This window comes from Xaviernesmea rhizosphaerae (assembly GCF_001938945.1).
In the GTDB taxonomy this organism is placed as follows: domain Bacteria; phylum Pseudomonadota; class Alphaproteobacteria; order Rhizobiales; family Rhizobiaceae; genus Xaviernesmea; species Xaviernesmea rhizosphaerae.
On sequence record NZ_MKIO01000027.1, the window covers coordinates 178,792 to 200,968 of the forward strand.

Annotated in this window: 23 protein-coding genes; 4 read left to right on the forward strand and 19 right to left on the reverse strand. The window is 66.0% G+C overall.

Features of this window, described 5'->3' with window-relative positions; translation table 11 throughout:
* Positions 1 to 699, reverse strand: a complete 699-nt coding sequence (locus BJF92_RS10420; protein WP_075634685.1) for a 3-oxoacid CoA-transferase subunit B — start codon at positions 697 to 699, stop codon at positions 1 to 3.
* Positions 696 to 1,418 (reverse strand): 3-oxoacid CoA-transferase subunit A, encoded by a 723-nt coding sequence (locus tag BJF92_RS10425; protein WP_075634686.1) that lies wholly within the window; start codon positions 1,416 to 1,418, stop codon positions 696 to 698. The genes BJF92_RS10420 and BJF92_RS10425 overlap by 4 nt, the downstream gene beginning before the upstream one ends.
* 149 nt (positions 1,419 to 1,567) lie before the next feature.
* Between BJF92_RS10425 and BJF92_RS10430 the strand changes: the two genes are divergently transcribed.
* Positions 1,568 to 2,326 (forward strand): IclR family transcriptional regulator domain-containing protein, encoded by a 759-nt coding sequence (locus BJF92_RS10430; RefSeq protein ID WP_075634687.1) that lies wholly within the window; start codon positions 1,568 to 1,570, stop codon positions 2,324 to 2,326.
* A gap of 254 nt (positions 2,327 to 2,580) precedes the next feature.
* On the opposite strand, the gene BJF92_RS10435 is transcribed toward BJF92_RS10430, so the two are convergent.
* Positions 2,581 to 3,510 (reverse strand): IS110 family RNA-guided transposase, encoded by a 930-nt coding sequence (locus BJF92_RS10435; RefSeq protein WP_075634688.1) that lies wholly within the window; start codon positions 3,508 to 3,510, stop codon positions 2,581 to 2,583.
* A 272-nt stretch (positions 3,511 to 3,782) separates the two neighbouring features.
* A complete protein-coding gene (locus tag BJF92_RS10440; RefSeq protein ID WP_075634754.1) occupies positions 3,783 to 5,684 on the reverse strand; it encodes a bifunctional sugar phosphate isomerase/epimerase/4-hydroxyphenylpyruvate dioxygenase family protein in 1,902 nt (633 codons plus the stop codon).
* 112 nt (positions 5,685 to 5,796) lie between these two features.
* Between BJF92_RS10440 and BJF92_RS10445 the strand changes: the two genes are divergently transcribed.
* A complete protein-coding gene (locus BJF92_RS10445; RefSeq protein WP_075634689.1) occupies positions 5,797 to 6,492 on the forward strand; it encodes a TetR/AcrR family transcriptional regulator in 696 nt (231 codons plus the stop codon).
* Here the strand turns inward: BJF92_RS10445 and aroQ are convergent.
* From aroQ to pcaD, 11 genes are all read right to left on the reverse strand, one after another.
* Positions 6,470 to 6,907, reverse strand: coding sequence for a type II 3-dehydroquinate dehydratase (gene aroQ / locus BJF92_RS10450; RefSeq protein WP_075634690.1), 438 nt, complete (start codon positions 6,905 to 6,907; stop codon positions 6,470 to 6,472). The two genes, BJF92_RS10445 and aroQ, sit on opposite strands and share 23 nt — an antisense overlap.
* Positions 6,904 to 7,773 carry a shikimate dehydrogenase gene (locus BJF92_RS10455; protein ID WP_075634755.1) on the reverse strand — a complete coding sequence of 290 codons (870 nt, stop codon included), beginning with the start codon at positions 7,771 to 7,773 and terminating at the stop codon, positions 6,904 to 6,906. The genes aroQ and BJF92_RS10455 overlap by 4 nt, the downstream gene beginning before the upstream one ends.
* A gap of 273 nt (positions 7,774 to 8,046) precedes the next feature.
* Entirely contained in the window at positions 8,047 to 8,805 is a 759-nt protein-coding gene (locus tag BJF92_RS10460; protein ID WP_075634691.1) for an amino acid ABC transporter ATP-binding protein, read from the reverse strand.
* Positions 8,806 to 9,048: 243 nt separating this feature from the next.
* Positions 9,049 to 9,891 (reverse strand): transporter substrate-binding domain-containing protein, encoded by an 843-nt coding sequence (locus BJF92_RS10465; RefSeq protein ID WP_075634692.1) that lies wholly within the window; start codon positions 9,889 to 9,891, stop codon positions 9,049 to 9,051.
* Positions 9,892 to 9,967: 76 nt separating this feature from the next.
* Positions 9,968 to 10,618, reverse strand: coding sequence for an amino acid ABC transporter permease (locus BJF92_RS10470; RefSeq protein ID WP_075634693.1), 651 nt, complete (start codon positions 10,616 to 10,618; stop codon positions 9,968 to 9,970).
* 10 nt (positions 10,619 to 10,628) lie between these two features.
* Positions 10,629 to 11,297, reverse strand: a complete 669-nt coding sequence (locus BJF92_RS10475; protein WP_075634694.1) for an amino acid ABC transporter permease — start codon at positions 11,295 to 11,297, stop codon at positions 10,629 to 10,631.
* A gap of 414 nt (positions 11,298 to 11,711) precedes the next feature.
* Positions 11,712 to 12,776, reverse strand: coding sequence for a 3-carboxy-cis,cis-muconate cycloisomerase (locus BJF92_RS10480; protein ID WP_075634695.1), 1,065 nt, complete (start codon positions 12,774 to 12,776; stop codon positions 11,712 to 11,714).
* A 5-nt stretch (positions 12,777 to 12,781) separates the two neighbouring features.
* The gene (pcaG, locus tag BJF92_RS10485; protein ID WP_075634696.1) at positions 12,782 to 13,402 is read right to left on the reverse strand and encodes a protocatechuate 3,4-dioxygenase subunit alpha; all 621 of its coding nucleotides are present in this window, start codon (positions 13,400 to 13,402) and stop codon (positions 12,782 to 12,784) included.
* Position 13,403: 1 nt separating this feature from the next.
* Positions 13,404 to 14,144, reverse strand: coding sequence for a protocatechuate 3,4-dioxygenase subunit beta (gene pcaH, locus BJF92_RS10490; protein ID WP_075634697.1), 741 nt, complete (start codon positions 14,142 to 14,144; stop codon positions 13,404 to 13,406).
* Complete coding sequence (pcaC, locus tag BJF92_RS10495; RefSeq protein WP_075634698.1) at positions 14,141 to 14,590, reverse strand: 4-carboxymuconolactone decarboxylase; 450 nt, start codon at positions 14,588 to 14,590, stop codon at positions 14,141 to 14,143. The genes pcaH and pcaC overlap by 4 nt, the downstream gene beginning before the upstream one ends.
* A 1-nt stretch (position 14,591) precedes the next feature.
* Positions 14,592 to 15,389, reverse strand: coding sequence for a 3-oxoadipate enol-lactonase (pcaD, locus tag BJF92_RS10500; RefSeq protein WP_075634699.1), 798 nt, complete (start codon positions 15,387 to 15,389; stop codon positions 14,592 to 14,594).
* Between the two features lie 119 nt (positions 15,390 to 15,508).
* Here pcaD and pcaQ point away from each other — a divergent pair, with 119 nt between their 5' ends.
* Positions 15,509 to 16,477, forward strand: a complete 969-nt coding sequence (gene pcaQ, locus BJF92_RS10505) for a pca operon transcription factor PcaQ (RefSeq protein WP_075634700.1) — start codon at positions 15,509 to 15,511, stop codon at positions 16,475 to 16,477.
* A gap of 25 nt (positions 16,478 to 16,502) precedes the next feature.
* On the opposite strand, the gene BJF92_RS10510 is transcribed toward pcaQ, so the two are convergent.
* Complete coding sequence (locus tag BJF92_RS10510) at positions 16,503 to 17,825, reverse strand: NAD(P)/FAD-dependent oxidoreductase (RefSeq protein WP_075634756.1); 1,323 nt, start codon at positions 17,823 to 17,825, stop codon at positions 16,503 to 16,505.
* Between the two features lie 226 nt (positions 17,826 to 18,051).
* Between BJF92_RS10510 and BJF92_RS10515 the strand changes: the two genes are divergently transcribed.
* The gene (locus BJF92_RS10515) at positions 18,052 to 18,531 is read left to right on the forward strand and encodes an Lrp/AsnC family transcriptional regulator (RefSeq protein WP_075634701.1); all 480 of its coding nucleotides are present in this window, start codon (positions 18,052 to 18,054) and stop codon (positions 18,529 to 18,531) included.
* Between the two features lie 48 nt (positions 18,532 to 18,579).
* On the opposite strand, the gene BJF92_RS10520 is transcribed toward BJF92_RS10515, so the two are convergent.
* The 3 genes from BJF92_RS10520 to BJF92_RS10530 are packed head-to-tail and all read right to left on the reverse strand — an operon-like array spanning position 18,580 to position 22,033.
* On the reverse strand, positions 18,580 to 20,235 hold the full coding sequence (locus BJF92_RS10520; protein ID WP_075634702.1) for an ABC transporter ATP-binding protein: 1,656 nt from the start codon (positions 20,233 to 20,235) through the stop codon (positions 18,580 to 18,582).
* A complete protein-coding gene (locus BJF92_RS10525; RefSeq protein ID WP_075634703.1) occupies positions 20,235 to 21,083 on the reverse strand; it encodes an ABC transporter permease in 849 nt (282 codons plus the stop codon). The genes BJF92_RS10520 and BJF92_RS10525 overlap by 1 nt, the downstream gene beginning before the upstream one ends.
* Complete coding sequence (locus tag BJF92_RS10530; protein ID WP_075634704.1) at positions 21,083 to 22,033, reverse strand: ABC transporter permease; 951 nt, start codon at positions 22,031 to 22,033, stop codon at positions 21,083 to 21,085. Before BJF92_RS10530 ends, BJF92_RS10525 begins: the two co-directional genes overlap by 1 nt.
* Positions 22,034 to 22,177 lie beyond the last annotated feature (144 nt).

Below are 22,177 nucleotides of genomic sequence, written 5' to 3' on the forward strand. Positions count from 1 at the left end.
TTACAAGGCCGGCACGACGAGATCGGCAACCGGGCCGTCGGTGTGCAGAGTCGCACCCGTCATGGCCTGCAGCTCGTCCATGGTCATGGCGGCCAGCTTCTCGCGCACCACGAACTTGGCGTCGACGATGTCGATCACGGCATGGCTGGTATAGACGCGGGTGATGCAGCCGACGCCGGTCAGCGGGAAGCTGCAACGCTCGACCAGCTTGGGCTTGCCGTCCTTGGTCACATGCTCGGTGATGACCACCACCTGCTTGGCGCCGTGCACCAGATCCATCGCCCCGCCGACCGCCGGCACGCCCTTGGAACCGACGCGCCAATTGGCGAGGTCGCCATTCTCGGCCACCTGATAGGCCCCGAGGATCGCCACATCGAGATGGCCGCCGCGCACCATGGCGAAGCTGTCGGCATGGTGGAAGAAGGCCGCGCCGGGTTTCAGCGTGATCGCCTTTTTGCCGGCATTGATCAGATCCCAGTCTTCCTCGCCGGCGGGCGGAGCCTCGCCGAAATTCAAGACGCCGTTCTCGGTGTGAAAGATCGCCTCGCGGCCGGGCGGCTGGAACTTGGCGACCATTTCGGGGAAGCCGATGCCGAGATTGACATAGGCGCCGTCGGCAATGTCCTGCGCGGCGCGCCAGGCGATCTGGGCGTTGGTGAGCTTGATGTCGTCGCGGGTGTCGAGCGTTGCGGTCGTCATGCGTAGGCCACTCCGGCGCGGATCAGCGCTTCTTCCTGTTGCGGCTCGGCGACTTCGACGACGCCGTCGACGAAGATGCCGGGGGTGATGACCTGCTCGGGGTCGATCTCGCCGGGTTTCACGAGCCTGGAAACCTGCGCGATGGTGCGCGTGGCGGCTATGCACATCAGCGGGTTGAAGTTGCGCCCGGCCAGACGGTAGGTGAGGTTGCCCATGGTGTCGCCGAGATGGCCCTTGACGATGGCGACATCCGCCTTCAGCCAGCGTTCCTGCACATAGCTGCGGCCGTCGAACTCGGCGATCACCTTGCCCTCGGCCAGCTCCGTGCCGAAGCCGGTCGGCGTGTAGAAGGCGGGAATGCCCGCCCCGCCGGCGCGGATGCGCTCGGCCAGCGTGCCCTGCGGCACCAGCTCCAGTTCGATCTGCCCGGCCAGATAGCGGTCGGTGAAGGCGCGCGGATCGGAAGAGCGCGGGAAGGAGCAGATCATCTTCTTGACCATGCCCGCGTCGATCATCGCGGCAATGCCGATCCGGCCATTGCCGGCATTGTTGTTGATGACGGTCAGGCCCTTGGGGCTTCCCGTCTTCTGAAACCTGTCGATCAGCGCGTGAATGAGCTCAATCGGCGCGCCGGAGCCGCCGAAGCCGCCGATCATCACGGTCGCGCCATCGCCGATCTCGGCCACGGCCTCCGCGAGGCTCGCGATTGTCTTGTCCATGGAAATCTCCTCGTCGCCGGCGCCTTGGCTCGTTCCTCGCAAGCACCGTCTGACCGCGACGATACGGGGAGGGCCGGCTCGACGGCAAGGAATTTGTGCGTTATACGATCTTTGTTCGATTATCGCACAAATCACGAAGGAGGGCCGCAATGGTCGAGGGGCGCGACATGATGGGCGGGCTGGCCAAGGGGCTGAAGGTGATCGAGGCTTTCAGCGCCGAACGGCCGCGCCTGTCGATTGCCGAGGCAGCCGAGATCGCCGGGCTCGACCGAGCCACGACGCGCCGCTGCCTCCTGACGCTGGCCGAACTCGGCTATGCCGCCTATGACGGCAAGTTCTTCACCGTGACGCCGCGCGTGCTCCGGCTGGGCACCGGGTGTCTGGCCACCATGCCGCTGCCGCGCATCGTCCAGCCGACGCTCGATCGGCTCTCGGACGAGATCGGCCAGAGTTCCTCCGTCTCCATTCTCGATGAGGGGCAGATCGTCTATGTGGCGCGCGCCGCGCAGCAGCGGGTCATGTCGATCGCGCTGATGCCCGGCTCACGCCTGCCGGCCTATTGCACCTCCATGGGCCGCGTGCTTCTGGCCGCGCTTCCGGAAGGCGAGGCCCGCGCCCTTCTGGAGGCAAGCCCCCGCCCTGCGCGCACGGAACATACGATCACGGAGATCGACGCGCTGATGGACGCGCTTGGCCTCGTGCGCCGACAGGGCTATGCCACCATCGACCAGGAGGTCGAGATCGGCCTGCGCTCGATCGCCGTGCCGCTTGTCAACATGCGCGGGCGCGCGGTGGCGGCGCTGAATGTCGGTCTTGCCGCGCGTGGCGAGCCGATGGAGGCGCTGGCTGCGCGCTATCTGCCGGCGCTGAAAGCCGTGCAGGCGGAGCTTGCGGGCATGCTCACCTGAAGCTCACAGGACACGACGCTGACGTTTTAGGGGCTTGGCGGCCCCCTCATCCGCCTGCCGGCACCCGACCGGGGACGAGCCACGGGTCTCGTCCCGTCCTTCGGACCCCCGATGGGGAGAAGAGACCGAGGCGATAGGTGGCGCCTCAATCGAGCGGCAAGAAAAAGGCATGTCCGGCTTTGCGGTGCCCAAGGCAGCATCGGGCGGCGCGGCGCGTTTCTTCTCCCCATCGGGGAGAGCGACTGTCTTTCCGGTCAAGCGCTTTGCCATGGTTTTTTGCCCCTGATGATGGCGTTGAGGATGGTGAGGAGCTTTCGCATGGTTGCGACGGTTGCGACGATCTTCGGCTTGCCTTGTGCGACGAGACGATCGCGGAAGGCCTTGAGGGCCGGGTTGTGCCGGCTGGCGACCAGGGCTGCCATGAACAGCACTGCGCGCACCTTGCCCCTGCCGCCGCCGATGAAGCTCTTGCCCTTCCACGTGCCCGACTGCCGCGTCCAAGGTGCAAGCCCTGCCAGCGAAGCGATCTGACGCCGGTCGAGGCTGCCCAGTTCAGGCAGTTCGGCCAGAAGGGTGCGGGCTGTGGTCGGCCCGACGCCAGGCACCGAGACAAGCAGCGTCTCGCGCACCTTCCATATCGGCGACTTACGGATATGGCCGTCGAGATCGGCATCGAGGCTTGCGAGCTCGCGCCGCAAGGCTGTCAGCAAGCGCTTGATGCTTTTCTGCGCCTGCTTGGCCAGGATCATGCGCAACCGGTTCTCTTCGGCCACGATCATCTGCACGATCTGGCGCCTGCGGGCGACGAGTTCTGAAAGAGCCTGCGTCTCGGCATCACGCAGCGGCCGGATCTCGGGCTTGGTCGCCAACACGAAGGCGGCGATGACGGCTGCATCGATCGGATCGGTCTTTGCCCGGCGACCTATGGCATTGGCATAGGCGCGCACCTGTCCCGGATTGACGACAAGCACAGTCAACCCCGCCGACGACAGCCCGGCCACCGCCTGCGTCTCGAAACCGCCGGTCGCCTCAAGCGCCACCGCGTCGGCCCCGATCGCCTTCAGCCGCCCGATCAACGCGTTGATGCCGGCATCGTCGTTGCCGACGGCAAAAGCGTCGCCGTGCGGTATGATCGCCACGTCGAGCCGGTTCTTCGAAACATCGATACCAACGACCGTTTCCATCTGATCCCATCCTTGCCTAAGCGGGCTTTGCTCTCGCAAGCGGCCCTGGCGACTGTTCGGGTTCGATGGAACGGCGGACGGAGATCCACGCTCTCCCACGGGCTTGGTGTCCCAAAGGTGCATCGGTCTTCCATCCGCCACCGCACTTGCCATTACAGCTTCGAATGCGGCGTTTGGGAAGTTACAAGATGGCCCAAAGGGTCAGATGAAGGGGGCCGCCAAGCCGTAAAACCTTTGTGTCGTGGACCACGATCAGGAATTGGTCCGACGCCCTAAACCTTTGGCATGCCGTCCGGCCGGGCGAGGCGGCGCTGGGCGGCGATGCGGAAGGGCGCGTTCATGGCGCCATAGCCGGCATAGGCCCCGCGCCGCTCGACGATCTCGAAGAAGAAGCCTTCGCCGAAGGTGCGGCTGTAGATCTGGAAATATTCGCCCTGGTCGTCGCGGTCATAGAGAATGCTGGCGGCGCGCAGCGCGTCGGAAAAGGCGGGCTCCAGCCCGAAGCGGGCCTCCAGATCGTCGTAGTAATTGCGCGAGATCGGCAGCGCCTGGAAGCCGAGCCCGGCCAGCCGCGCCGCCGTGGCGAAAATATCGTCGGTGGCCAGCGCGATATGCTGGATGCTGGTGCCGAAGCCCTCCGCCAGGAATTTGCCGGCGAAGGTCTTGCGGTTGTCGGCCCCGTTCATCGTCACGCGGAAGGACGGGGTCGGCGCGCTTTCGATCGCCTGGCTGCGCACCAGGCCGCCGGGATCGACCACATCCACCATCGGCGTGCGCCGGGTCGAAAAGATCGAGGTATAGAACAGGAGCCAGGTCAGCATCTCGTCATAGCGCGTGGTCTGCGCCAGATGGTCGATGCGCGTGAGGCCGGCATCCGTGCCTTGCGATGCCGGCGCGACCGCCGCGAACTCGCTGTCCCAGACATTTGCAAGCGCCGGCGAACCATCGAGGAAATAGATGACGCCATTGCCCACGCCCTGGATGGCGGGGATCGCGGTCTCGCCGGATGCGCGCGGCTCGGCAAAGCGGGTGGCATCCAGCGCCTGCGCCCGCCTCAGCGCGTTATGGGCATCGTCCACTTTCAGGCCGAAGGCATAGGCATTGGTGCCATGGACGGAATAGGAGGCCCCGGCGAAGCTGCTGCCCTCGACATCGGTGTTGACGACGATGCGGATCGCGCCTTGGGTGAACAGCTCCACCGCGCGGTTTCGGTGCTGGCCGGTGCGCGCGAAGCCCAGCGTTTCGAGCAGCGCGGCCAGATTGGCCTTCTCCTCCGGCCCGGTGGTGAATTCGACGAACTCCACCCCCTCAACCGCGATCCTGTCCGGCATGTCCGGCACGTCGATGCGGATGTCGGGCTCCAGCCGCTTCACCTGGTCCATGAGGTAGACCAGCGAGCGGTGGCCGTCCTCGGCCAAAGCCCGGGCGGAGCCGCCGCGGAACTGATCGTTGAAGATTTCCAGCGACAGTGGCCCGGCGTAGCCCGTCGCCGCCACCGCGCGCATGAAGTCCACCACCGGCAGGTCGCCTTCGCCGGGCATGTTGCGGAAATGCCGGCTCCAGTAGAGCAGGTCCATGTCGAAGAGCGGCGCATCGGCCAGCTGGACGATGAAGATCTTGTCGCCGGGGATCGAGCGGATCGAATTGGGGTCGATCTTGCGCGAGAGCGTGTGGAAACTGTCGAGGATCAGGCCCACCTGCCTGTGGTCGGCCCGGCGCACGATCTCCCAGGCGTCGCGATGGTCGTTGATGTGCCGGCCCCAGGCCAGCGCCTCATAGCCGACGCGCACGCCATGGCGGGCGGCGCGCTCGCCCAGTTCGTGGAAGTCGGCCGCCGCCCGGTCGATGCCGCCCAGCGAGACCGGCGAGACGTTGGAGCAGATCAGCATCAGGTCGGTGCCCAGCTCGCCCATCACGTCGAACTTGCGCTCGGCCCGCTCGAAGGCGCGGGCGCGGTGCGGCTCCGGCATGCCCTCGAAATCGCGAAACGGCTGGAACAGGGTGATCTCCAGCCCGAAATCGCGCACCATCGCCGCCACCTCGCGGGGCGAGGCGTCATAGGTGAGGAAATCGTTCTCGAAGATTTCCACGCCGGAAAAGCCCGCCTTGGCGATGGCGCCAAGCTTTTCCGGGAATTCGCCGCTGATCGAAACGGTCGCGATCGACGTCCGCATCGCCGGATTTCCTGAGGTCTGGCTGGCCATATTGCCTTCCTTTCGGGCTTTATGTACTGGTTGGTTAATAATGGGCGCGGCGGGAGGCCGGCCCTGCGGGAGGATCATGCCGATGCGGCGGAGCGTGTCCGTGGACGAAGACGGGAAGGTCCGGCAGGCCAAGCGCGACCCGGAGGGCGTGCGGCGCGACATCCTGTCGGCGGCGATGGAGGAGTTTTCGCTGAACGGGCTTTCGGGCGGGCGGATCGACGAGATCGCCGCGCGCACGCGCACTTCCAAGCGGATGATCTACTATTATTTTGGCGACAAGGAGGGGCTCTACGAGCGCGTGCTCGAGGAAGCCTATGCCAAGGTGCGCGGCGGCGAGAGCGATCTCGGGCTCGATGCGCTGGCCCCGGTCGCAGCGCTGACCAAGCTCTGTCGCTTCACCTTCGACCATCACCGGGCCAACCCTGCCTTCATCCGCATGGTGATGATCGAGAACATCCATCACGGCCGGCATCTCCTGCATTCCGAGGCCATTCGCGGGCTGAACCGGCCTGCGATCGAGGCGCTTGAGAGCGTGCTGCGGCGCGGCCAGGCGGAAGGCGTGTTCCGCGCGGGCGTGGAAGCGCTGGAGCTGCACTGGCAGATCAGCGCGCTCTCCTTCTTCAACGTGTCCAACGTCGCCACCTTTTCGGCCATCTTCGGCGACAGCCTGTTCACGGCAGACGGGCAGGAGCAGCTCTCGCGCCATGTGGCGGAGATGGTGCTGCGCTATGTGCTCTCGCCCGGCCATGTCGGCGCTATCTCCCCGAGCGACGGATGAGGTGGCCGAGCGCCAGCTCGTAGCCCTCGACCCCCAGACCCGCGATCACGCCCTCGGCGCGCATCGAGACATAGGAGTGATGGCGGAAGGCCTCGCGCTTGTGGATGTTGGAGATATGCACCTCGATCACCGGACCGTCGAAGGCGTGGAGCGCGTCGAGGATCGCGACCGAGGTGTGGGTGAAGGCGCCGGGATTGATGACGATGCCGGCCGCCTTCGTCCGGGCCTCGTGGATCCAGTCGATCAGCTCATATTCGCGGTTGCTCTGGGCGAAGAAGATCGTGTGGCCCGCCGCCTGCGCCAGCGCGCCGCAGCGCGCCTCAACATCGGCCAGCGTGTCGCGTCCATAGATCTCCGGCTGGCGCTGGCCGATGAGATTGAGGTTCGGCCCGCTGAGGATGAAGAACAGGCTCATGCCACACCCTCCGTCTGGCAGAGTTCGGTAAAATGCGCGCTCATGCGCGCCGCATCCGGCTCGCGTCCGCAGAACAGGCGAAAGGCGCCGACCGCCTGGAATACGGCCATGCCGCCGCCGGGCAGGATGCGACAGCCCTTGGCGCTGGCGGTCGACAGAAGCGCGGTGACGAGCGGCATATAGACGATGTCGGCCACCCAGTGATGCGGCGCGATCAGGTTGGGCGCGACGGGAATGCCGGGATGCGCCGGCATGCCCACGGGCGTGGCATGGATCAGCCCGTCGGCCTCGGGCAGCGAGCCTGCGGGATCATCGACGGCCTGGGCGCGGCCGGCGCCGAAGCGCTCGTTCAGCTGCCCGGCCAGCCGCTCGGCGCGCGCTTTGTCCTGGTCGAAGATGTCCAGCCTGCGGATGTCGAGCTTCAAGGCGGCATGGGCGACGGCGACGCCGGCCCCGCCGGCCCCGACCAGCAGCGCCCGTTCGCGCCGGGCATCCGGCAGCCCGCGCTGGAAGCTCTCGTAAAAGCCCGACCAGTCGGTGTTGTGGCCGAAGCGCTTGCCCTCGCGCAGCACCACGGTGTTGACCGCGCCGAGCATGCGCGCATCTTCCGAAAGGTCGTCCAGATGGGCGATGACCGCCTGCTTGAACGGGTGGGTGATGTTGGCGCCGGCAAAGCCGCGCGTCTCCAGCTCGTCCAGAAGGGCGGGCAGGGCGCTTTCGTCGACATGGCGCTGGTGGATGTCGACCAGCTCATAGCGATAGTCCAGCCCATGGGCCGCGCCCTCGCGCATGTGCAGCGCCGGCGTCTTGGACAGCTGGATATCGGCGCCGATCAGGCCGACCTTGAACGTCTGTGTCTCTGTCATCTTCGATGTCCGTTTGTTCAGCTTACGGGCCAGGCGCGGCTCGGGATGGGGGATCGCAATGGCAGTCTTGATGCCGAACGGGCCGGGAAACCCCCGCATTCGCCCGCCGGCACCGTTCCTGCGGACCCCCGCCGGGGAGAAGAGATCCCGCCGCCGCCTTTCGACCCCGATTGAGGCCGTTGCTTCCGGCAGGGGCCTCCTCTCCCCGTTGGGAAGAGGGCAGGGTGAGGGGGCCTCGTCGCGCCGTGATTTGATGCGCAGGCCCTGGTCTTCTCAGTGATGCGCCAGGATCTCGCCCAGGAAGGTGCGGGTGCGTTCATGCTGGGGATTGCGGAAGAAGGTTTCCGGCGGGCCCTCTTCGATGATCTCGCCGGAGGCCATGAACACCACGCGGTCGGCCACCTGCCGGGCAAAGCCCATTTCATGGGTGACGCAGATCATCGTCATGCCGTCGCGGGCGAGCCCGATCATGGTGTCGAGCACTTCCTTGACCATCTCTGGATCGAGCGCGGAGGTCGGCTCGTCGAACAGCATGGCCTTGGGCTCCATGCAGAGGGCGCGAGCGATCGCCGCGCGCTGCTGCTGGCCGCCGGAGAGCTGGGCCGGATATTTGTCGGCCTGATCGACGATGCGCACGCGCTCCAGATATTTGCGGGCGATGGTTTCGGCCTCCGCCTTGGAAAGTCCCTTCACCCGCATCGGCGCCAGCGTGCAGTTTTCCATGATGGTCTTGTGCGGGAAGAGGTTGAAGCTCTGGAACACCATGCCCACCTCGCGCCGGACAGCATCAATGGCGCGGGCGGAATCGGTCAGCGTCGTGCCTTCGACCGTGATCTTCCCCTCCTGGATTTCCTCCAGATGGTTGATGCAGCGGATCAGGGTCGATTTGCCCGAGCCGGAGGGCCCGCACAGAACGATCTTCTCGCCCTTGCGCACCGTCATGTTGACATTCTTCAGCGCGTGATAGGCGCCATACCACTTTCCGACCCCGTTCAGGGCGATCAGCGGCTCTTGGGTGGTGGTCTGTGGCATGGAAGGGTCTCCCGGCTGGGGCGGCGGTCGCGGTTCACGGGGGTCGCCGATGACGCGGCGCAGGGGCGCGGCGTCTCGGCAAGGTCCGTCTTTCGGCGTACGGCTATGGGTGCGGTGCTCGGCCGCCATCTGCGGCAATCCGGCAAAAGAGGTCACCGGACCGCGTCTTCGTGTGGTCTCGTCTGGAGGATCCACCGATGAAGCAAAGTTGTCTCAGCGGTGGATCGCGTCGATCTTGTTGCTTTACTTCACGGTGAAGGGGATGTTCGGCAGTTCCTCGGGGAACTTCGGAACCTCGCGCTTCATCCACTTGGCATAGATCTTGGCGAGCTCGCCATCGGCCTTGATCTTGTCGATGAAGGCGTTGATCGTCTCGTTCCAGTCCTTCTCGCCCGGGCGGGTGCCGGCGCCGTTATAGAGCGTCGTCAGGTCGAACTTGCTGGTGTACTTGTCCGGGGCGGCAGCGTTCAGCCGGTCGCCATAGAACTGGTTGCCGCCCACAGCCTCGACCTGGCCCGAGAGAAGCGCCTGGATATTGGCGGCATCGTCGTCGAAGCGCAGGATATTGGCCTTGGAGCCGGCGCCGGCGGTGATCGCCGTATCCATGGCGCTGGACTTCGGCACGCCGACGGACATGCCCGTGAGATCATCATAGCCGGCGATCTTCTTGTCCTTCGGGCCGTAGACCGAGAGAACGTTGCCGGCATAGGGCTTGGAATACTGGATGGTCTTGGCGCGCTCGGCGGTCATGCCCATGGTGGCGAACAGCACGTCCACCTTGCCGGTCATCAGCGCGGGAATGCGGTTGGCCACGGCCAGCGGCACGAATTCCGGCTTGACGCCGAGATAATCGGCGAAGGCCTTGCCGATATCGGCGTCCAGCCCGTCCTGCACGCCGCTGGAATTGACGAAGCCCCAGGGGGCGTTGTCGCCCTGGATGCCGATCACCACCTTGCCCTTGGCCTTGGCGTCCGCCACGCTGGCGGCCTGAGCGCCAAGCGGCATGAGGCCGAGCGCGGCCGTGGCGGCGGCCAGCGCGATAAAGGCACGGCGGCCGAAGCCGTTGGTTTTCTTGGTCTGCGTCATCTTTTGCTTCCTCCTTGCAAAGTCGATGCGATGATGGGCGCGGCGGCACACTGTGACGACGCGAAAGGGAACGGGATCAGCGCGCGGCGGTCTGCAGCCGGCGTTCGGTGCGGGCGCCCCAGAGCGAGAGCGGCCAGCAGATCAGGAAATAGGCGAGGCCGACGAGGGCGAAGACGGTCAGCGGCCGGAAGGTCTGGTTCGACACGATCTGCCCGGCGCGCGAGAGCTCGACGAAGCCGACGATGGCGGCGAGCGAGGTGCCCTTGATCAGCTGCACCAGGAAGCCGATCGTGGCCGGCAGCGAGATCTTGAAGGCCTGCGGCAGGATCACGTCCTTGATGGTCGAGGCATAATGCAGGCCCAGCGCCTTGGCGGCCTCGGTCTGCCCCTTCGGCACGGCCTGGATGCCGCCGCGCCAGATCTCGCCGAGATAGGCGCTGGCATGCAGCGTGAAGGCGATGGCGACCGCCAGCCAGGCATCGATGTTGAGCCCCACCAGCGCCACGCCGTAATAGACCACGAAGAGCTGCATCAGCAGCGGCGTGCCCTGGAAGATGGCGATATATCCCGCCGTTACCCGGCGCAGCCAGGTGATCTCGGCCGTGCGGGCCAGCGCCACGAGCAGCCCGAAAATGCCGCCGCCGACAAAGCCGATGAGGGTGAGCGCGAGCGTCCATTTCAGGCCCTGCGCCAGGAAGAAGAGTTCGTTGAAGCCGATGGATGCCATGGTCGCCGCCTCACTTGACCGGGTAGCTGAAGGAGATGCGGGAGATGAGCCCGAAAACGCCCATCATCAGCGAGGAGATCACGAGGTAGATCAGCGTGATCGTGAAATAGACCTCGAAGGAGCGGAAGGTGTCCGCCTCGATCTTCTGCGCCACCGAAGTCAGCTCATAGGCCGCGATCGAGGTGCAGACCGAGGTCGTCAGCGTCAGCATGACGAACTGGCTGGTGAGCGAGGGATAGACCGTGCGCAGCGCCGGCTTGAGGATGATGTGGCGGAAGATCTGGCCGCGATGCAGGCCGAGCGCCAGCCCCGCCTCCACCTGGCCCTTGGGGATCGCATCGACGCCGCCGCGGATGATCTCGATCGCATAGGCGCCGCCGTTCAGCGCCAGCGCGATGATCGCCGTGACCGTGGGGTTCAGCCTGACCCCGATCTGCGGCAGGGCGAAGAAGATGAAGAAGATCTGCACCAGGAACGGCGTGTTGCGGATCGCCTCGACAAAGCCGATCACCAGACCGCGCAGCAGCTTGAAGCGCGAGCGCCGGGCGATGACGCCGAGAACGCCGATGACGGTGGCCAGCGACATGCCGGCAAGCGCCAGGCCGATCGTCGCCAGCGATGCCAGCAGCAGCTCCGGCAGGCGCTCGATCACGGCCGAGAAATCGAGTGTATAGGACATGGTTCCTCCGGGCTCCGGGCTCGGTTCGCGAACGGATCGCCAGACCGTTGCGCAGCGGGCCTCGTGAGGACCGTGTCTTCTTGCCGATGGAGCTTTGGTTGTGACGCTGGCCCGGTCTCCTCCTGGCCAAGATCAATCCCTGTGAATGTTTGTACTGGTTAGTTCATTCCGAAGTCAAGCAAAAGTCGATATTCGGTCTCTGGCTGCCGGGCTCCGGCCTGCATCTCGTCGGCTTGACGCGGGAAAGGATGTCCAAGCCTCGTTTCCCGCACATCAAGTCGCCCCGCGCATCAAGTCATTGTCTTGCCGCATATCCTGATTGCAGGGCGGTGCCCGGCCTTTCATGACATGGCGTCGCATTTCTTTCGGTTCTGGCAGATTTGCGGCTGCCCCGTCCTGCGTCTCGCATTTTCCTCAGCGCCGATCATCCTGCCCGTCACGGCCAAGGCGCTCGATCTGGCCGGTCAGGCGCTGCGCGGTCTGAAGCGCCACGCCTGTCGCCACCACCATCTGCGGCAGCACCAGCCATTCCAGTCCCCAGGCCGCGCCGGAGCGCTCCTGCTCATGCACCAGCGCCTGATGCATGGCGGAAAGCTGGGTGGCGTTGAAGCGCGCGAGCGTCACCAGCAGTTCGGCCGTGACCGGGTTCTGCTTGTGCGGCATGGCCGAGGAGCCGCCGCCGCCGGACAGGCGGATCTCGCTGCCGAGCTCCGCCAGGAGCGCGACATCCTGGCCGAACTTTCCGAGGCTGCCGGTCACGAGCGAGAGCAGGCCGGCCAGCTCGGCAAGCGCATCGCGCTGGCTGTGCCATTGCGGCCGGTCGGCAAGGCCAAGCCTTTCGGCGAGCCTGGCGCGCACGGCCGCGCCCTTTTGCCCCAGCTTTTCCAGCGTGCCCGCCGCCCCGCCCAGCTGCACGGCAAAACTCTGTGCCGCCAGCCGTCCGGCGCTGCGCAGCAGGGGTGCGCGCCAGCTGTCGATGCGGTCCGCCACGGTGATGGCAATGGCCGCCTGCATGCGGGTATGGCCCATCAGCGCCCGGCCGCCATCGCGGTGAGACAGGGCTTCAAGAGCCTCCGTCACGGCCGCAAGCCGCTGGGCAAGCAGAGCGGACGCCGCCTTCAGCCGCAACATCAGGCTGGTGTCGATCACATCCTGGCTGGTCGCGCCGAAATGCACCTTCTCCGCCGCCGCGCCGCCGAGCACGGCGCGCAGCTGCCGCACGAATTCGGGAATGACCACGCCATCGCGCGCCGTTCCGGCCCTCAGGCCCTCCATATCGGGCAGGAAGCCATCGAGGCCGGAGACGATGGCGCCGGCCAGCTCGGCCGGTAGAACGCCGCAGTCTCCTTGCGCGGCCGCCAACGCACGCTCGAAGCGCAGCATGGCCTCAAGGTCGGCCTCCGCCGAAAACAGCGCGGCGAGCTCGGCATCGCCGAACAGGCCGGACAGGAAGGGATGATCGAAGGGCGACAGGCTCATGGCGGTCAGATGTCGAAAAACACGGTTTCGCCTTCGCCCTGCAGGCGGATGTCGAACCGATAGGCCTTCTCGCCATCGGGACGGGCGATCAGCGTGGGAATGCGGTCCTTGTGCTCGATGCGGGCAAGCACCGGGTCCTGCGCATTGGCTTCGGCTTCGTCTGGAAAATACATGCGCGTGTGCAGGCCGAGATTGATGCCGCGCGCGACGATCCAGAAGGTGATGTGCGGGGCCATCGGCCGGCCATCACGGAAGGGCACGCAGCCGGGCTTGATCGTGTCGAAGCGGAACTCGCCGGTGTCCATATCGCCGGGCGAGCGGCCCCAGCCGGCAAAATGCGGGTCGGCCGCGCCGCGCGTCTCCGCCGGGCTGTTGTAGAGCCCCTCGGCATCGGCCTGCCAGATTTCCACCAGCGCGTCCTTCAGCGGATAGCCGCCGCCATCGATGACCGCGCCTCGGATGATGATGCGCGTGCCGCGCGCGGCCTCGCTATAGAGCGGGCCCGCGCCCAGATCCTTGTCGAACACGCCGTGAATGCCGACGAAATTCGGGGTGCAGCCGATATGGACATAGGGTCCGGCGGTCTGGGAGGCACTTTCCTGGAGATAGGGAAGCGGCTGGGCCATCTCAGTTGCCCTCCGGGCGGTTTTCAAAGAAGGTGGATCGGCGGCCGCGCAGGACGATGTCGAAGCGGTAGGCCCGCATGTCCATCGGGATCGTCGCATTCATGTCGAGCGGCGCGATCAGCCGGTCGATCGCCTGCGGATCCGGAATGGTGCGCACGATCGGACACAGCGCGATCAGCGGATCGCCCTCGAAATACATCTGCGTGATCAGCCGCTGCTGGAAGCCATGGCCGAAAACGGAGAAGTGGATATGGGCCGGGCGCCAGTCGTTGACGCCGTTCGGCCAGGGATAAGGGCCGGGCTGAATGGTTTTGAACCAGTAGCCGCCGTCTTCATCGGTGATCGTGCGGCCGACGCCGCCGAAATTCGGGTCGATCGCGGCGAGATAGCTTTCCTTCTTGTGGCGATAGCGCCCGCCGGCATTGGCCTGCCAGAATTCCAGCAGTGCGCCGGCCACGCCGCGCCCGCGCTCGTCCAGCACCCGGCCGTGAACCAGGATGCGCGGCCCCACCGGCATTTCGCCGGGGCGCGCATAGTTGAGGATCAGGTCGTTGTCGAGCGGGTTCAGCATGCCGTGGCCGAAGACCGGGCCGGTGATCTCGCTCTTCGTGCCTTCCAGCGAGATCAGCGCGCGCTGCGGCGAGCGCAGGATGCTGGTCTTGTACCAGGGCGTATAGGCCGGCGGATGCAGGTCACGGTTGCGCGCGAAGAAGGGGCCCGTTTCGGGCGCATGGTTGCTCATCGGTCCTGCTCCTCCTGCTCGGCACCCGCGTGCCCGGCCAATCCTTGTTCGGCCGGCCCATCCTCCAGGCGGCCATTTTCGGCAAGAACGCGCTTGGCGATCTTGAAGGCGTGGTTGGCGGCCGGCACGCCGGCATAGATCGCCACATGCATCAGCGCCTCGCGAATATCCTCCGCGCTCGCGCCGGTATTGACGGTCGCGCGCACATGCATCGCCACTTCCTCATCCTGCCCCAGGGCCGCCAGAAGCGCGATGGTCACCATGGAGCGCTCGCGCCGGGTCCAGTGCGTGCCGGACCAGACGCTGCCCCAGGCACCCTCGGTGATCAGCGTCTGGAACGGCGCATCGAAGGCCGTGGTCTGGGCGCTGGCGCGGTCCACATGGGCATCGCCCAGAACGGCGCGGCGCGTCTGCATGCCCTGCTGATAGCGTGGCGTCGTCGTCATGTCAGTGCTCCGGCAGGCCAGCGAGAAAATCGGTGAGGGTGGCGGCGTGGGCCGCCGGCTGTTCGAGGCAGGGAATGTGACCGCAAGAGGGGATCTCGACAAAGCGGCTGCCGGGGATCCGCGCCGCCATGGCCCGGACCAGATCCGGCGGCGTCGAGCCGTCGCCTGCGCCGGCAATGCACAGCGTCGGCACCGCGATGCGCCCTGCGGCCTTGGTATAGTCGGCATCGCGGATGGCCGCGCAGGTCGCGGCATAGCCGGCCTCGTTCTGCTGGGCGAGCATGGTGCGCGCGCCGGCATAGAGCGGATTGTCGGCCCGGCGGAAGGCCGGCGTGAACCAGCGCTCCATCACCGGATCCACCAGCGCCGGCAGGCCTTCTGCCTCGATGGCGGCGATGCGCGCTGCCCAGCTCTCGGCCGTGCCGATCTTCGGCGCGGTGTTGGACAGGATGAGCGCGCGCACGCGCTCCGGCGCCGTGGCCGCCATGCTCAGGGCGATCAGCCCGCCGACCGACAGGCCGCAGAAAACCGCGCGTGCCACGCCGAGATGGTCGAGCAGCGCGAGAAGATCCGCAGCATGCCGCTCGATCGAGATGGGCTCAGAGCCTGACGGGGACAGGCCATGGCCGCGCTTGTCATGCAGCACGATGCCATAGGTGCCGGACAGGCGCTCCACCACCGCGTCCCAGATGCGAAAATCGGTGCCGAGCGAATTGATGAAGGCGATCACCGGGCGCCGGCCATTGAGGCCCACGGCGCGATAATGGATGGCGGCATCGCCGATCTGCATGAAGTCCATGTCCGTCTCCTCCTGAACACCACTGTGCAACGGCGGGACGGTTCAGTAAAATGAGATTTTCGGCAATATTCATAACCATAGAGTTATGGTATCACCAAAGGCCAGTCAGGAGAGGGGGCATGGTCGATCCGCGCATCAAGTTCCGGCATCTGCAGACCTTCGTCGAGGTGGCGCGGCAGAAGAGCGTGATGGGCGCGGCCCGTGCGCTCAATGTCAGCCAGCCGGCGGTGACCAAGACCATCCGCGAGCTGGAGGAGGCGCTTGGCGTCACGCTGTTCGAGCGCGAGGGCCGGGGCATCCGCATCAGCCGCTATGGCGATGTTTTCCTGCGCCATGCCGGTGCCACGATGACGGCGCTGCGCCAGGCGGTGGATTCGGTCTCGCAGGCGGCCGCGCAGGCCGGCGTGCCCGTGCGCATCGGCGCCTTGCCGACGGTCTCCGTGCGCATCATGCCGCAGGCCATGGCGAGCTTTCTCAAGGAAAAGACCGGCAGCCGGGTGAAGATCGTCACGGGGGAAAATGCCGTGCTGCTGGAGCAGCTTCGCCTGGGCGAGCTCGATCTGGTGGTCGGCCGTCTCGCGGCGCCAGAGAAGATGGCGGGCTTCTCCTTCGAGCATCTCTATTCCGAGCGGGTGCGCTTCGTCGTGCGCGCGGGGCATCCTCTGTTAAAGGATGCCGGCGCGATCTTTGCCCGGCTGCACGACTATCCGGTGCTGATGCCGACGCGGCAATCGGTGATCGGGCCTGTGGTCGAGCAGTTCCTGATCGCTCAGGGTGTGCCGGCGATCGCCACGCCGATCGAGACCGTCTCCGATGCCTTCGGCCGCGCCTATCTGCGCATCAGCGACGCGGTCTGGATCATTTCCGAAGGCGTGGTGGCGGCCGATGTCGCCGACGGCACGCTGGCGATCCTGCCGGTTGACACCGGCGACACCAGCGGCCCCGTCGGCCTGACCATGCGCGCCGATACGCAAGCCTCCCTGCCGCTGGCGCTGTTGATGCAGGCGATCCGCGAGACCGCCGGCAATCTGGCGCCGGTCGAAGGGCCTGTGACCGCGCGCAGACCCCCTAGAGGCGCAGAGATCTGATCCCCGTGCCCCCTCGCTCTGCTGCTCAGAACTCTGCCACCTTGCCCCAGGCGGAACCGGCAAAGCGGGAGGGGTGATAGGGCTTGGGATCGACGATGGGCGTCTGCCCGGAGGCGATGTCGGCGATCAGGTGCCCGGCGCCCGGGCCGATGCCGAAGCCATGGCCGGAAAAGCCGGCGGCCAGGATGAAGCCCGGCAGGTTCTCGGTCTCGCCGATGCCGGGAACGCCATCAGGGGTGGAGTCGATATAGCCGGCCCAGTTTCCGGTGATGGTCGAGCGTTTCAGGTCCGGCAAAAGCTCCAGCGCGCGCTGATGGATGAGCCGCAGCGTGCCAGGCGTCGGCGCGGGATCGAGAATGCGCATGCGCTCCATCGGCGTCGGCCGGTCCAGCCGCCAGCGGCCGAGCGATTCATGGCCGCTTTTGACGCCCTCCAGGCCGCCCGGCGACAGAAGCCGCCAGCGGCGGGCGAACATCGGCAGGAACTGCGGCGCGAACCGCAGCTGCTGCGGCGTGATATCGACGCGCGCGCGGCCGCTGATCGCCAGCGTGTGGCCGCCATTGCTGCGGCTCGTCACGGAGATGTCCCTGGTGTGCAGCGCCGGCGGCAGGCCCTCGACGCCCGAGACGGCCACGATGGAGGCGCGGATGGTGGCCTGCGGAAACCGGATGCCGAGCTGGCGGCAGAAGGAGGAGGCCCAGGCGCCGCCGGAGAGAATCGCCGTCTTGGTGCGGATCGTGCCGTGCTCGGTCACCACCGCGCTCAGGCGCCCGCCTTCGGTCTCCACGCCGCGCGCCGCGCAGTTCTGCACGACGGTGCCGCCCAGCTTCAGGATGGCGCGCGCCACGGCCGGCGCCGCTTTGGAGGGATCGGCAATGCCGTCGCTCGGCGAGAAGACGCCGCCTTTCCAGGAACGCCCGGTCGCCCGGCCCTTCTCGGCGGCTTCCGCGGCGGAGAGCATGTGGGTGGTGACGCCGACGGTCCTGGCGAAGTCGCGCCAGCGCGCCCAGCCGGCGATTTCCGCCTCGTCATTGCTGAGATAGAGCAGGCCGCAGCGGCGAAAGCCGACGTCCTCGCCCGTCTCTGCGACGAAACGTTCCCACAGATCGAGGCTCTTGGTGGAGATGGGAAGCTCGCGCGCATCGCGGTTCTGCTGCCGGCACCAGCCCCAGTTTCGGCTCGACTGTTCCGCCCCGATGCGCCCCTTCTCGATCAGCACGGTCTTGAAACCGCGCTGGGTCAGGTAATAAGCCGTGAAAACGCCGACGATGCCGCCGCCGATCACGACGACATCGGCCTCCTGCGGCGGGCGTGAGGGGGTCTCGACAAGCGTCAAGGGTGCAGGCATGGCAATCTCCATTTCTGACCCCAGAATAGAGGCCTGCGCCGCGCATGCGGCACCGCAGTTGCCGCCGTCACGGCAGAAAATTCTTTTCGCGGGTCGCGCATCGAAATCTTCTATGCCACCTGCGAAGCGGCCGGTTGTTTTACAGGATTGCCGCCTGTGCTAACGTCGCCGTCGATAAGCGGCGGCATTTTATGCTGCAAGCTGTTTTTGCGGAAAGGCCAGAGGGATGCTCAAACTCGACCGGACGGACATCAAGATCCTCTACGAGCTGCAGAAGAACGGGCGGATCACCAATGTCGAGCTGGCCGAACTCGTGCATCTGTCGCCGAGCCCCTGCCTGATGCGCGTCAAGCGCCTGCAGGCGGAAGGCTATATCGAGGGATACTCCGCCCAGATCAATCTGGCCAAGCTCGGCCAGACGCTGACCGTCTTCACGGAAATCACGCTGAAGAACCATCGCCAGGTTGATTTCGCCCGCTTCCTCGCCGTGGCTGACAAGATCGACCAGGTGATCGAATGCCATCTCGTTTCCGGCGGATACGACTATCTCCTGAAATTCGTCACCGCCGGCATCGGCGAGTATCAGACGATCATGGAACGGCTGACCGACATGGACATCGGCATCGACAAATATTTCAGCTTCGTCGTGCTGAAGTCGCCGATCGTGAAATCGCACCTGCCGCTGACGAGCCTGTTTCCGGTGTGAGAGGCCGACGCCTGTGCCGGCGGGAGGCGTCGCTTTTCTATTGAAGCCTCAGGCCCCGCCATATTGCCGCACCAGCTCGGGCTCCAGCACGAGATTGTCGAGCCAGGTCGGGTCGAGCTTGGGCACGGAGGCGAAGAGGAGCTTGGAATAGGGGTGCCGGGGCGAGGCGATGTCTTCGCGCGTGAGGTGCTCGACCTTCTCGCCGCGATACATGACCATGACCTCGTCACAGATCGCCTCGACCACCGAGAGATCGTGACTGATGAAGATGTAGGAGAGATCGAGCTCGCGCTGCAGCTCCTTCAAGAGCTCGATCACGGCGCCGGCCACGACGGTGTCGAGCGCCGAGGTGATCTCGTCGCAGATGATCAGCCTGGGGTCGGCGGCCAGCGCCCGGGCGAAGTTGACGCGCTGCTTCTGCCCGCCGGACAGCTCCGAAGGGTGGCGATGGCGCAGCGATTTCGGCAGGCGCACCATGTCCAGCAGCGCGTCCACGCGGGCGCTGCGGGCCTGGCCTTTCAGCCCGTGATAGAAGGTCAGAGGACGGCCGAGGATCTCCTCGATCGGCTTGGCCGGGTTCAGCGCGGTGTCGGCATATTGGAAGACGATCTGCATCTCGCGCAGCTGGTCATGCGTGCGCCGGCGGGCGGCATAGTCGAGTTCGTGGCCGTTGAAGATGATGTTGCCGGCGCTGGCCGGCAGGATGCCGGCAATCGAGCGCGCCAGCGTCGACTTTCCGCAGCCGGACTCGCCGATGATGCCGAGATTGCGGCCCTTTTCCACCGAGAGATTGACCGAGCGCACCGCCTTGACCAGCGGCAGACCATCGGACTGGACAACGCCATAGCCGGAAATGACGTTCTCGACCTCCAGCAGCGGGCGGGCCTTTTCCGCGGGCGCGGCGGCGAACTGGGTTTCCTTAGGCTCGAAGGCGGCGAGGAGTTCCTGTGTATAGGGGTGGGCGGGCGTGGCGAGAATGGCCTGGGTGCGGCCTTCCTCCTGCACCTCGCCACCCTTGAGCACGACGATCCGGTCGGCGATCTGCGCGACGACGGCGAGATCATGCGAGACATAGACGCCGGCAATGCCGCCGGATTTCATCACCGACTTGAAGGCCTTGAGCACGTCGATCTGGGTGGTGACATCGAGCGCCGTGGTCGGCTCGTCAAAGATGACGAGCTTGGGATCGCCGATCAGCGCCATGGCGGCGGCGAGCCGCTGCAGCTGTCCGCCGGAGACCTGATGCGGATAGCGCCCGCCAATGGTGTCGGGCGAGGGCAGCGACAGCGCCTTGAACAGCTCGATCGCGCGCTGACGCGCCTTGTCGCGCGGCATCGATCCGTGGATCTGCGTGACCTCGATCACCTGATCCATGATCGTCTGCGACGGATTGAAGGCGGCAGCCGCGCTTTGCGGCACATAGGCGACCTCGCAGCCGCGCAGAGCCGCGCGTTCGCGTTCCGGCAGCGCCGCCATGTCCTTGCCGTCCACCAGGACAGTGCCGCCGGAGATCCGGCAGCCGGGGCGCGTGTGGCCCATCAGCGTCAGCGCGATCGTCGTCTTGCCCGAACCGCTCTCGCCGATCAGCGCGACGATCTCGCCCTTGGCGATATCGAGATCGACGCCCTTGATGATCTCGATGCGCCGGCCGGCATCCGTGGTGGCCTCGACGCGCAGGTTTCTGATGTCGACGAGCTTGGTCATCAGGCGCTCCGATCGCGGATCTTGCGGGGAAGGTCGTCGATCAGCAGGTTGACGCTGATCGTCAGGCTGGCAATGGCGAGCGAAGGGGCGATGACCGCCGCAGCCCCCAGCGAAAGGCCCTGGATATTCTCGTGCACCAGCGCGCCCCAGTCGGCCAGCGGCGGCTGCACGCCGAGGCCGAGGAAGGAGAGGCCGGAGAGCAGAAGGACGATGAAGACGAAACGCAGCCCGAAATCGGCCAACACGGGGCGGATGATGTTCGGCAGGATCTCCGAGATCGCGAGATAGAGCGTGTTCTCGCCGCGGATGCGCGCGACCGTGATGAAATCCATGGTGTTGACATTGACCGCCAGTGCCCGGGCGAAGCGGTAGGCGCCGGGAACATAGATGACGGCGAGCGTCAGGATCAGCGCCGGCAGCGAGGAGCCGACGGCCGCCACCACGACCAGGCCGAAGAGCTTGCTGGGAATGGAGATCAGCGCGTCCATCAGGCGGCTGAGGAGAGTGTCGAACCAGCCGCCGACGACCGCCGCCGCCATGCCCAGCACCACGCCGGTGGTGGAGGCGATCAGCACGCCGGCCAATGCAATGCCCAGCGTGTAGCGTGCGCCGAGAATGATGCGCGAGAGCATGTCCCGGCCCAGATAGTCGGAGCCCAGCCAGAATTTCGCGCTCATCGGGCCGAAATAGTCCATGTCAACGATCTTGCCGACCGGATAGGGGGCGATCTGAGGACCAAAAATGGCGATGACGGCCCAGAACAGGATGACCAGGAAGGCGATCGAGCCGACAGGGCTGAGGCGGTAGCCGAAAAGGCCGGCGGATTTCGTCGGAGCGCTTTGCGTCATCAGCGGAGCCTCGGATTGGACAGGATGGCGATGATGTCGGCGATCGTGATCAGGATCAGATAGCCGAGGCAGAAGATCAGCGCGCAGGTCTGGATCAGCGGCAGGTCGCGGGTGGCCACGGCATCCACCATCAGCTTGGCGATGCCGGGATAGTTGAAGATCGTCTCGATGATGATCACGCCGCCGATGAGATAGGAGAGCGACAGCGCCAGCGCATTGACGATCGGCCCGAGCGAATTGGGCAGCGCGTGGCGCAGCACGATGCGGCTGCGCGAGGCGCCCTTCAACAGCGCCATTTCCACATAGGGCATGGACAGCGTCTCGATCACGGCGGCGCGCGTCATGCGGATGATCTGGGCCGAGACGACGAAGGTCAGCGTCACCACCGGCATGGCATACATGCGCAGGAGATCGGTGAGCGAATGCACCTCGTTGACGAAGGAAATCGCCGGCAGCCATTTCAGATAGACGGCGAAGAGCAGAACGGCGGTCGAGGCGACGACGAATTCCGGCACCGAGATCACGCCGATGGTCAAGACGGCAACGATGCGGTCATACAGCGTGCCGCGCAGCACCGCGGCGGTGATGCCGAGCGTCAAGGCGAGCGGGACGGCGATCACGGCCGTCAGGCCGGCGAGTTCCATCGTGTTGACGAAGCGGCCGGCGATCAATGTCGCGATCGGCATGTTGTTGGCATAGGAGGTGCCGAAATCGCCCGTCACCGCGCCAGCGAGCCAGCGCAGGAAGCGGAAGACGGCGGGGTCGTCCAGATGCATGGCCTGGCGCAGACCCGCCACGGCTTCCGGCGTCGCGGCCTGGCCCAGCAGGATGGTGGCGGTATCGCCGGGCAGCAGGTTGGTGGCGACGAACACGGCGAAGGAGACGATGAGGAGCGTCAGTGCGGAAAGGCCAAGCCGCTTTCCGATCATGCTTGCAATGTCAGCATTCATTGAAGATCTCCAGCCCCCGCAAAGAGGGACGACGGCCACGCGGCTCGACCTGCGCCCGCACGGGACGGGCTGCAACAAGCCCGCACCCTTGGCACAGCCGGCCCGGCCGCAGCATGATAGACGAAGGGACACGGGGTCCGGAAG

Bases quoted from the DNA above. Each gene is read 5' to 3' on its own strand.
- BJF92_RS10530 (WP_075634704.1), bottom strand. From the start codon at position 22,033: ATGAATGCTGACATTGCAAGCATGATCGGAAAGCGGCTTGGCCTTTCC.
- pcaC (WP_075634698.1), bottom strand. From the start codon at position 14,590: ATGACGACGACGCCACGCTATCAGCAGGGCATGCAGACGCGCCGCGCC.
- BJF92_RS10470 (WP_075634693.1), bottom strand. From the start codon at position 10,618: ATGGCATCCATCGGCTTCAACGAACTCTTCTTCCTGGCGCAGGGCCTG.
- BJF92_RS10465 (WP_075634692.1), bottom strand. From the start codon at position 9,891: ATGACGCAGACCAAGAAAACCAACGGCTTCGGCCGCCGTGCCTTTATC.
- pcaQ (WP_075634700.1), top strand. From the start codon at position 15,509: ATGGTCGATCCGCGCATCAAGTTCCGGCATCTGCAGACCTTCGTCGAG.
- BJF92_RS10435 (WP_075634688.1), bottom strand. From the start codon at position 3,510: ATGGAAACGGTCGTTGGTATCGATGTTTCGAAGAACCGGCTCGACGTG.
- pcaH (WP_075634697.1), bottom strand. From the start codon at position 14,144: ATGAGCAACCATGCGCCCGAAACGGGCCCCTTCTTCGCGCGCAACCGT.
- BJF92_RS10420 (WP_075634685.1), bottom strand. From the start codon at position 699: ATGACGACCGCAACGCTCGACACCCGCGACGACATCAAGCTCACCAAC.
- BJF92_RS10430 (WP_075634687.1), top strand. From the start codon at position 1,568: ATGGTCGAGGGGCGCGACATGATGGGCGGGCTGGCCAAGGGGCTGAAG.
- BJF92_RS10440 (WP_075634754.1), bottom strand. From the start codon at position 5,684: ATGCGGACGTCGATCGCGACCGTTTCGATCAGCGGCGAATTCCCGGAA.
- BJF92_RS10520 (WP_075634702.1), bottom strand. From the start codon at position 20,235: ATGACCAAGCTCGTCGACATCAGAAACCTGCGCGTCGAGGCCACCACG.
- BJF92_RS10525 (WP_075634703.1), bottom strand. From the start codon at position 21,083: ATGACGCAAAGCGCTCCGACGAAATCCGCCGGCCTTTTCGGCTACCGC.
- BJF92_RS10460 (WP_075634691.1), bottom strand. From the start codon at position 8,805: ATGCCACAGACCACCACCCAAGAGCCGCTGATCGCCCTGAACGGGGTC.
- pcaG (WP_075634696.1), bottom strand. From the start codon at position 13,402: ATGGCCCAGCCGCTTCCCTATCTCCAGGAAAGTGCCTCCCAGACCGCC.
- BJF92_RS10455 (WP_075634755.1), bottom strand. From the start codon at position 7,773: ATGACAGAGACACAGACGTTCAAGGTCGGCCTGATCGGCGCCGATATC.
- BJF92_RS10425 (WP_075634686.1), bottom strand. From the start codon at position 1,418: ATGGACAAGACAATCGCGAGCCTCGCGGAGGCCGTGGCCGAGATCGGC.
- aroQ (WP_075634690.1), bottom strand. From the start codon at position 6,907: ATGAGCCTGTTCTTCATCCTCAGCGGGCCGAACCTCAATCTCATCGGC.
- BJF92_RS10515 (WP_075634701.1), top strand. From the start codon at position 18,052: ATGCTCAAACTCGACCGGACGGACATCAAGATCCTCTACGAGCTGCAG.
- BJF92_RS10480 (WP_075634695.1), bottom strand. From the start codon at position 12,776: ATGAGCCTGTCGCCCTTCGATCATCCCTTCCTGTCCGGCCTGTTCGGC.
- pcaD (WP_075634699.1), bottom strand. From the start codon at position 15,389: ATGGACTTCATGCAGATCGGCGATGCCGCCATCCATTATCGCGCCGTG.
- BJF92_RS10475 (WP_075634694.1), bottom strand. From the start codon at position 11,297: ATGTCCTATACACTCGATTTCTCGGCCGTGATCGAGCGCCTGCCGGAG.
- BJF92_RS10510 (WP_075634756.1), bottom strand. From the start codon at position 17,825: ATGCCTGCACCCTTGACGCTTGTCGAGACCCCCTCACGCCCGCCGCAG.
- BJF92_RS10445 (WP_075634689.1), top strand. From the start codon at position 5,797: ATGCGGCGGAGCGTGTCCGTGGACGAAGACGGGAAGGTCCGGCAGGCC.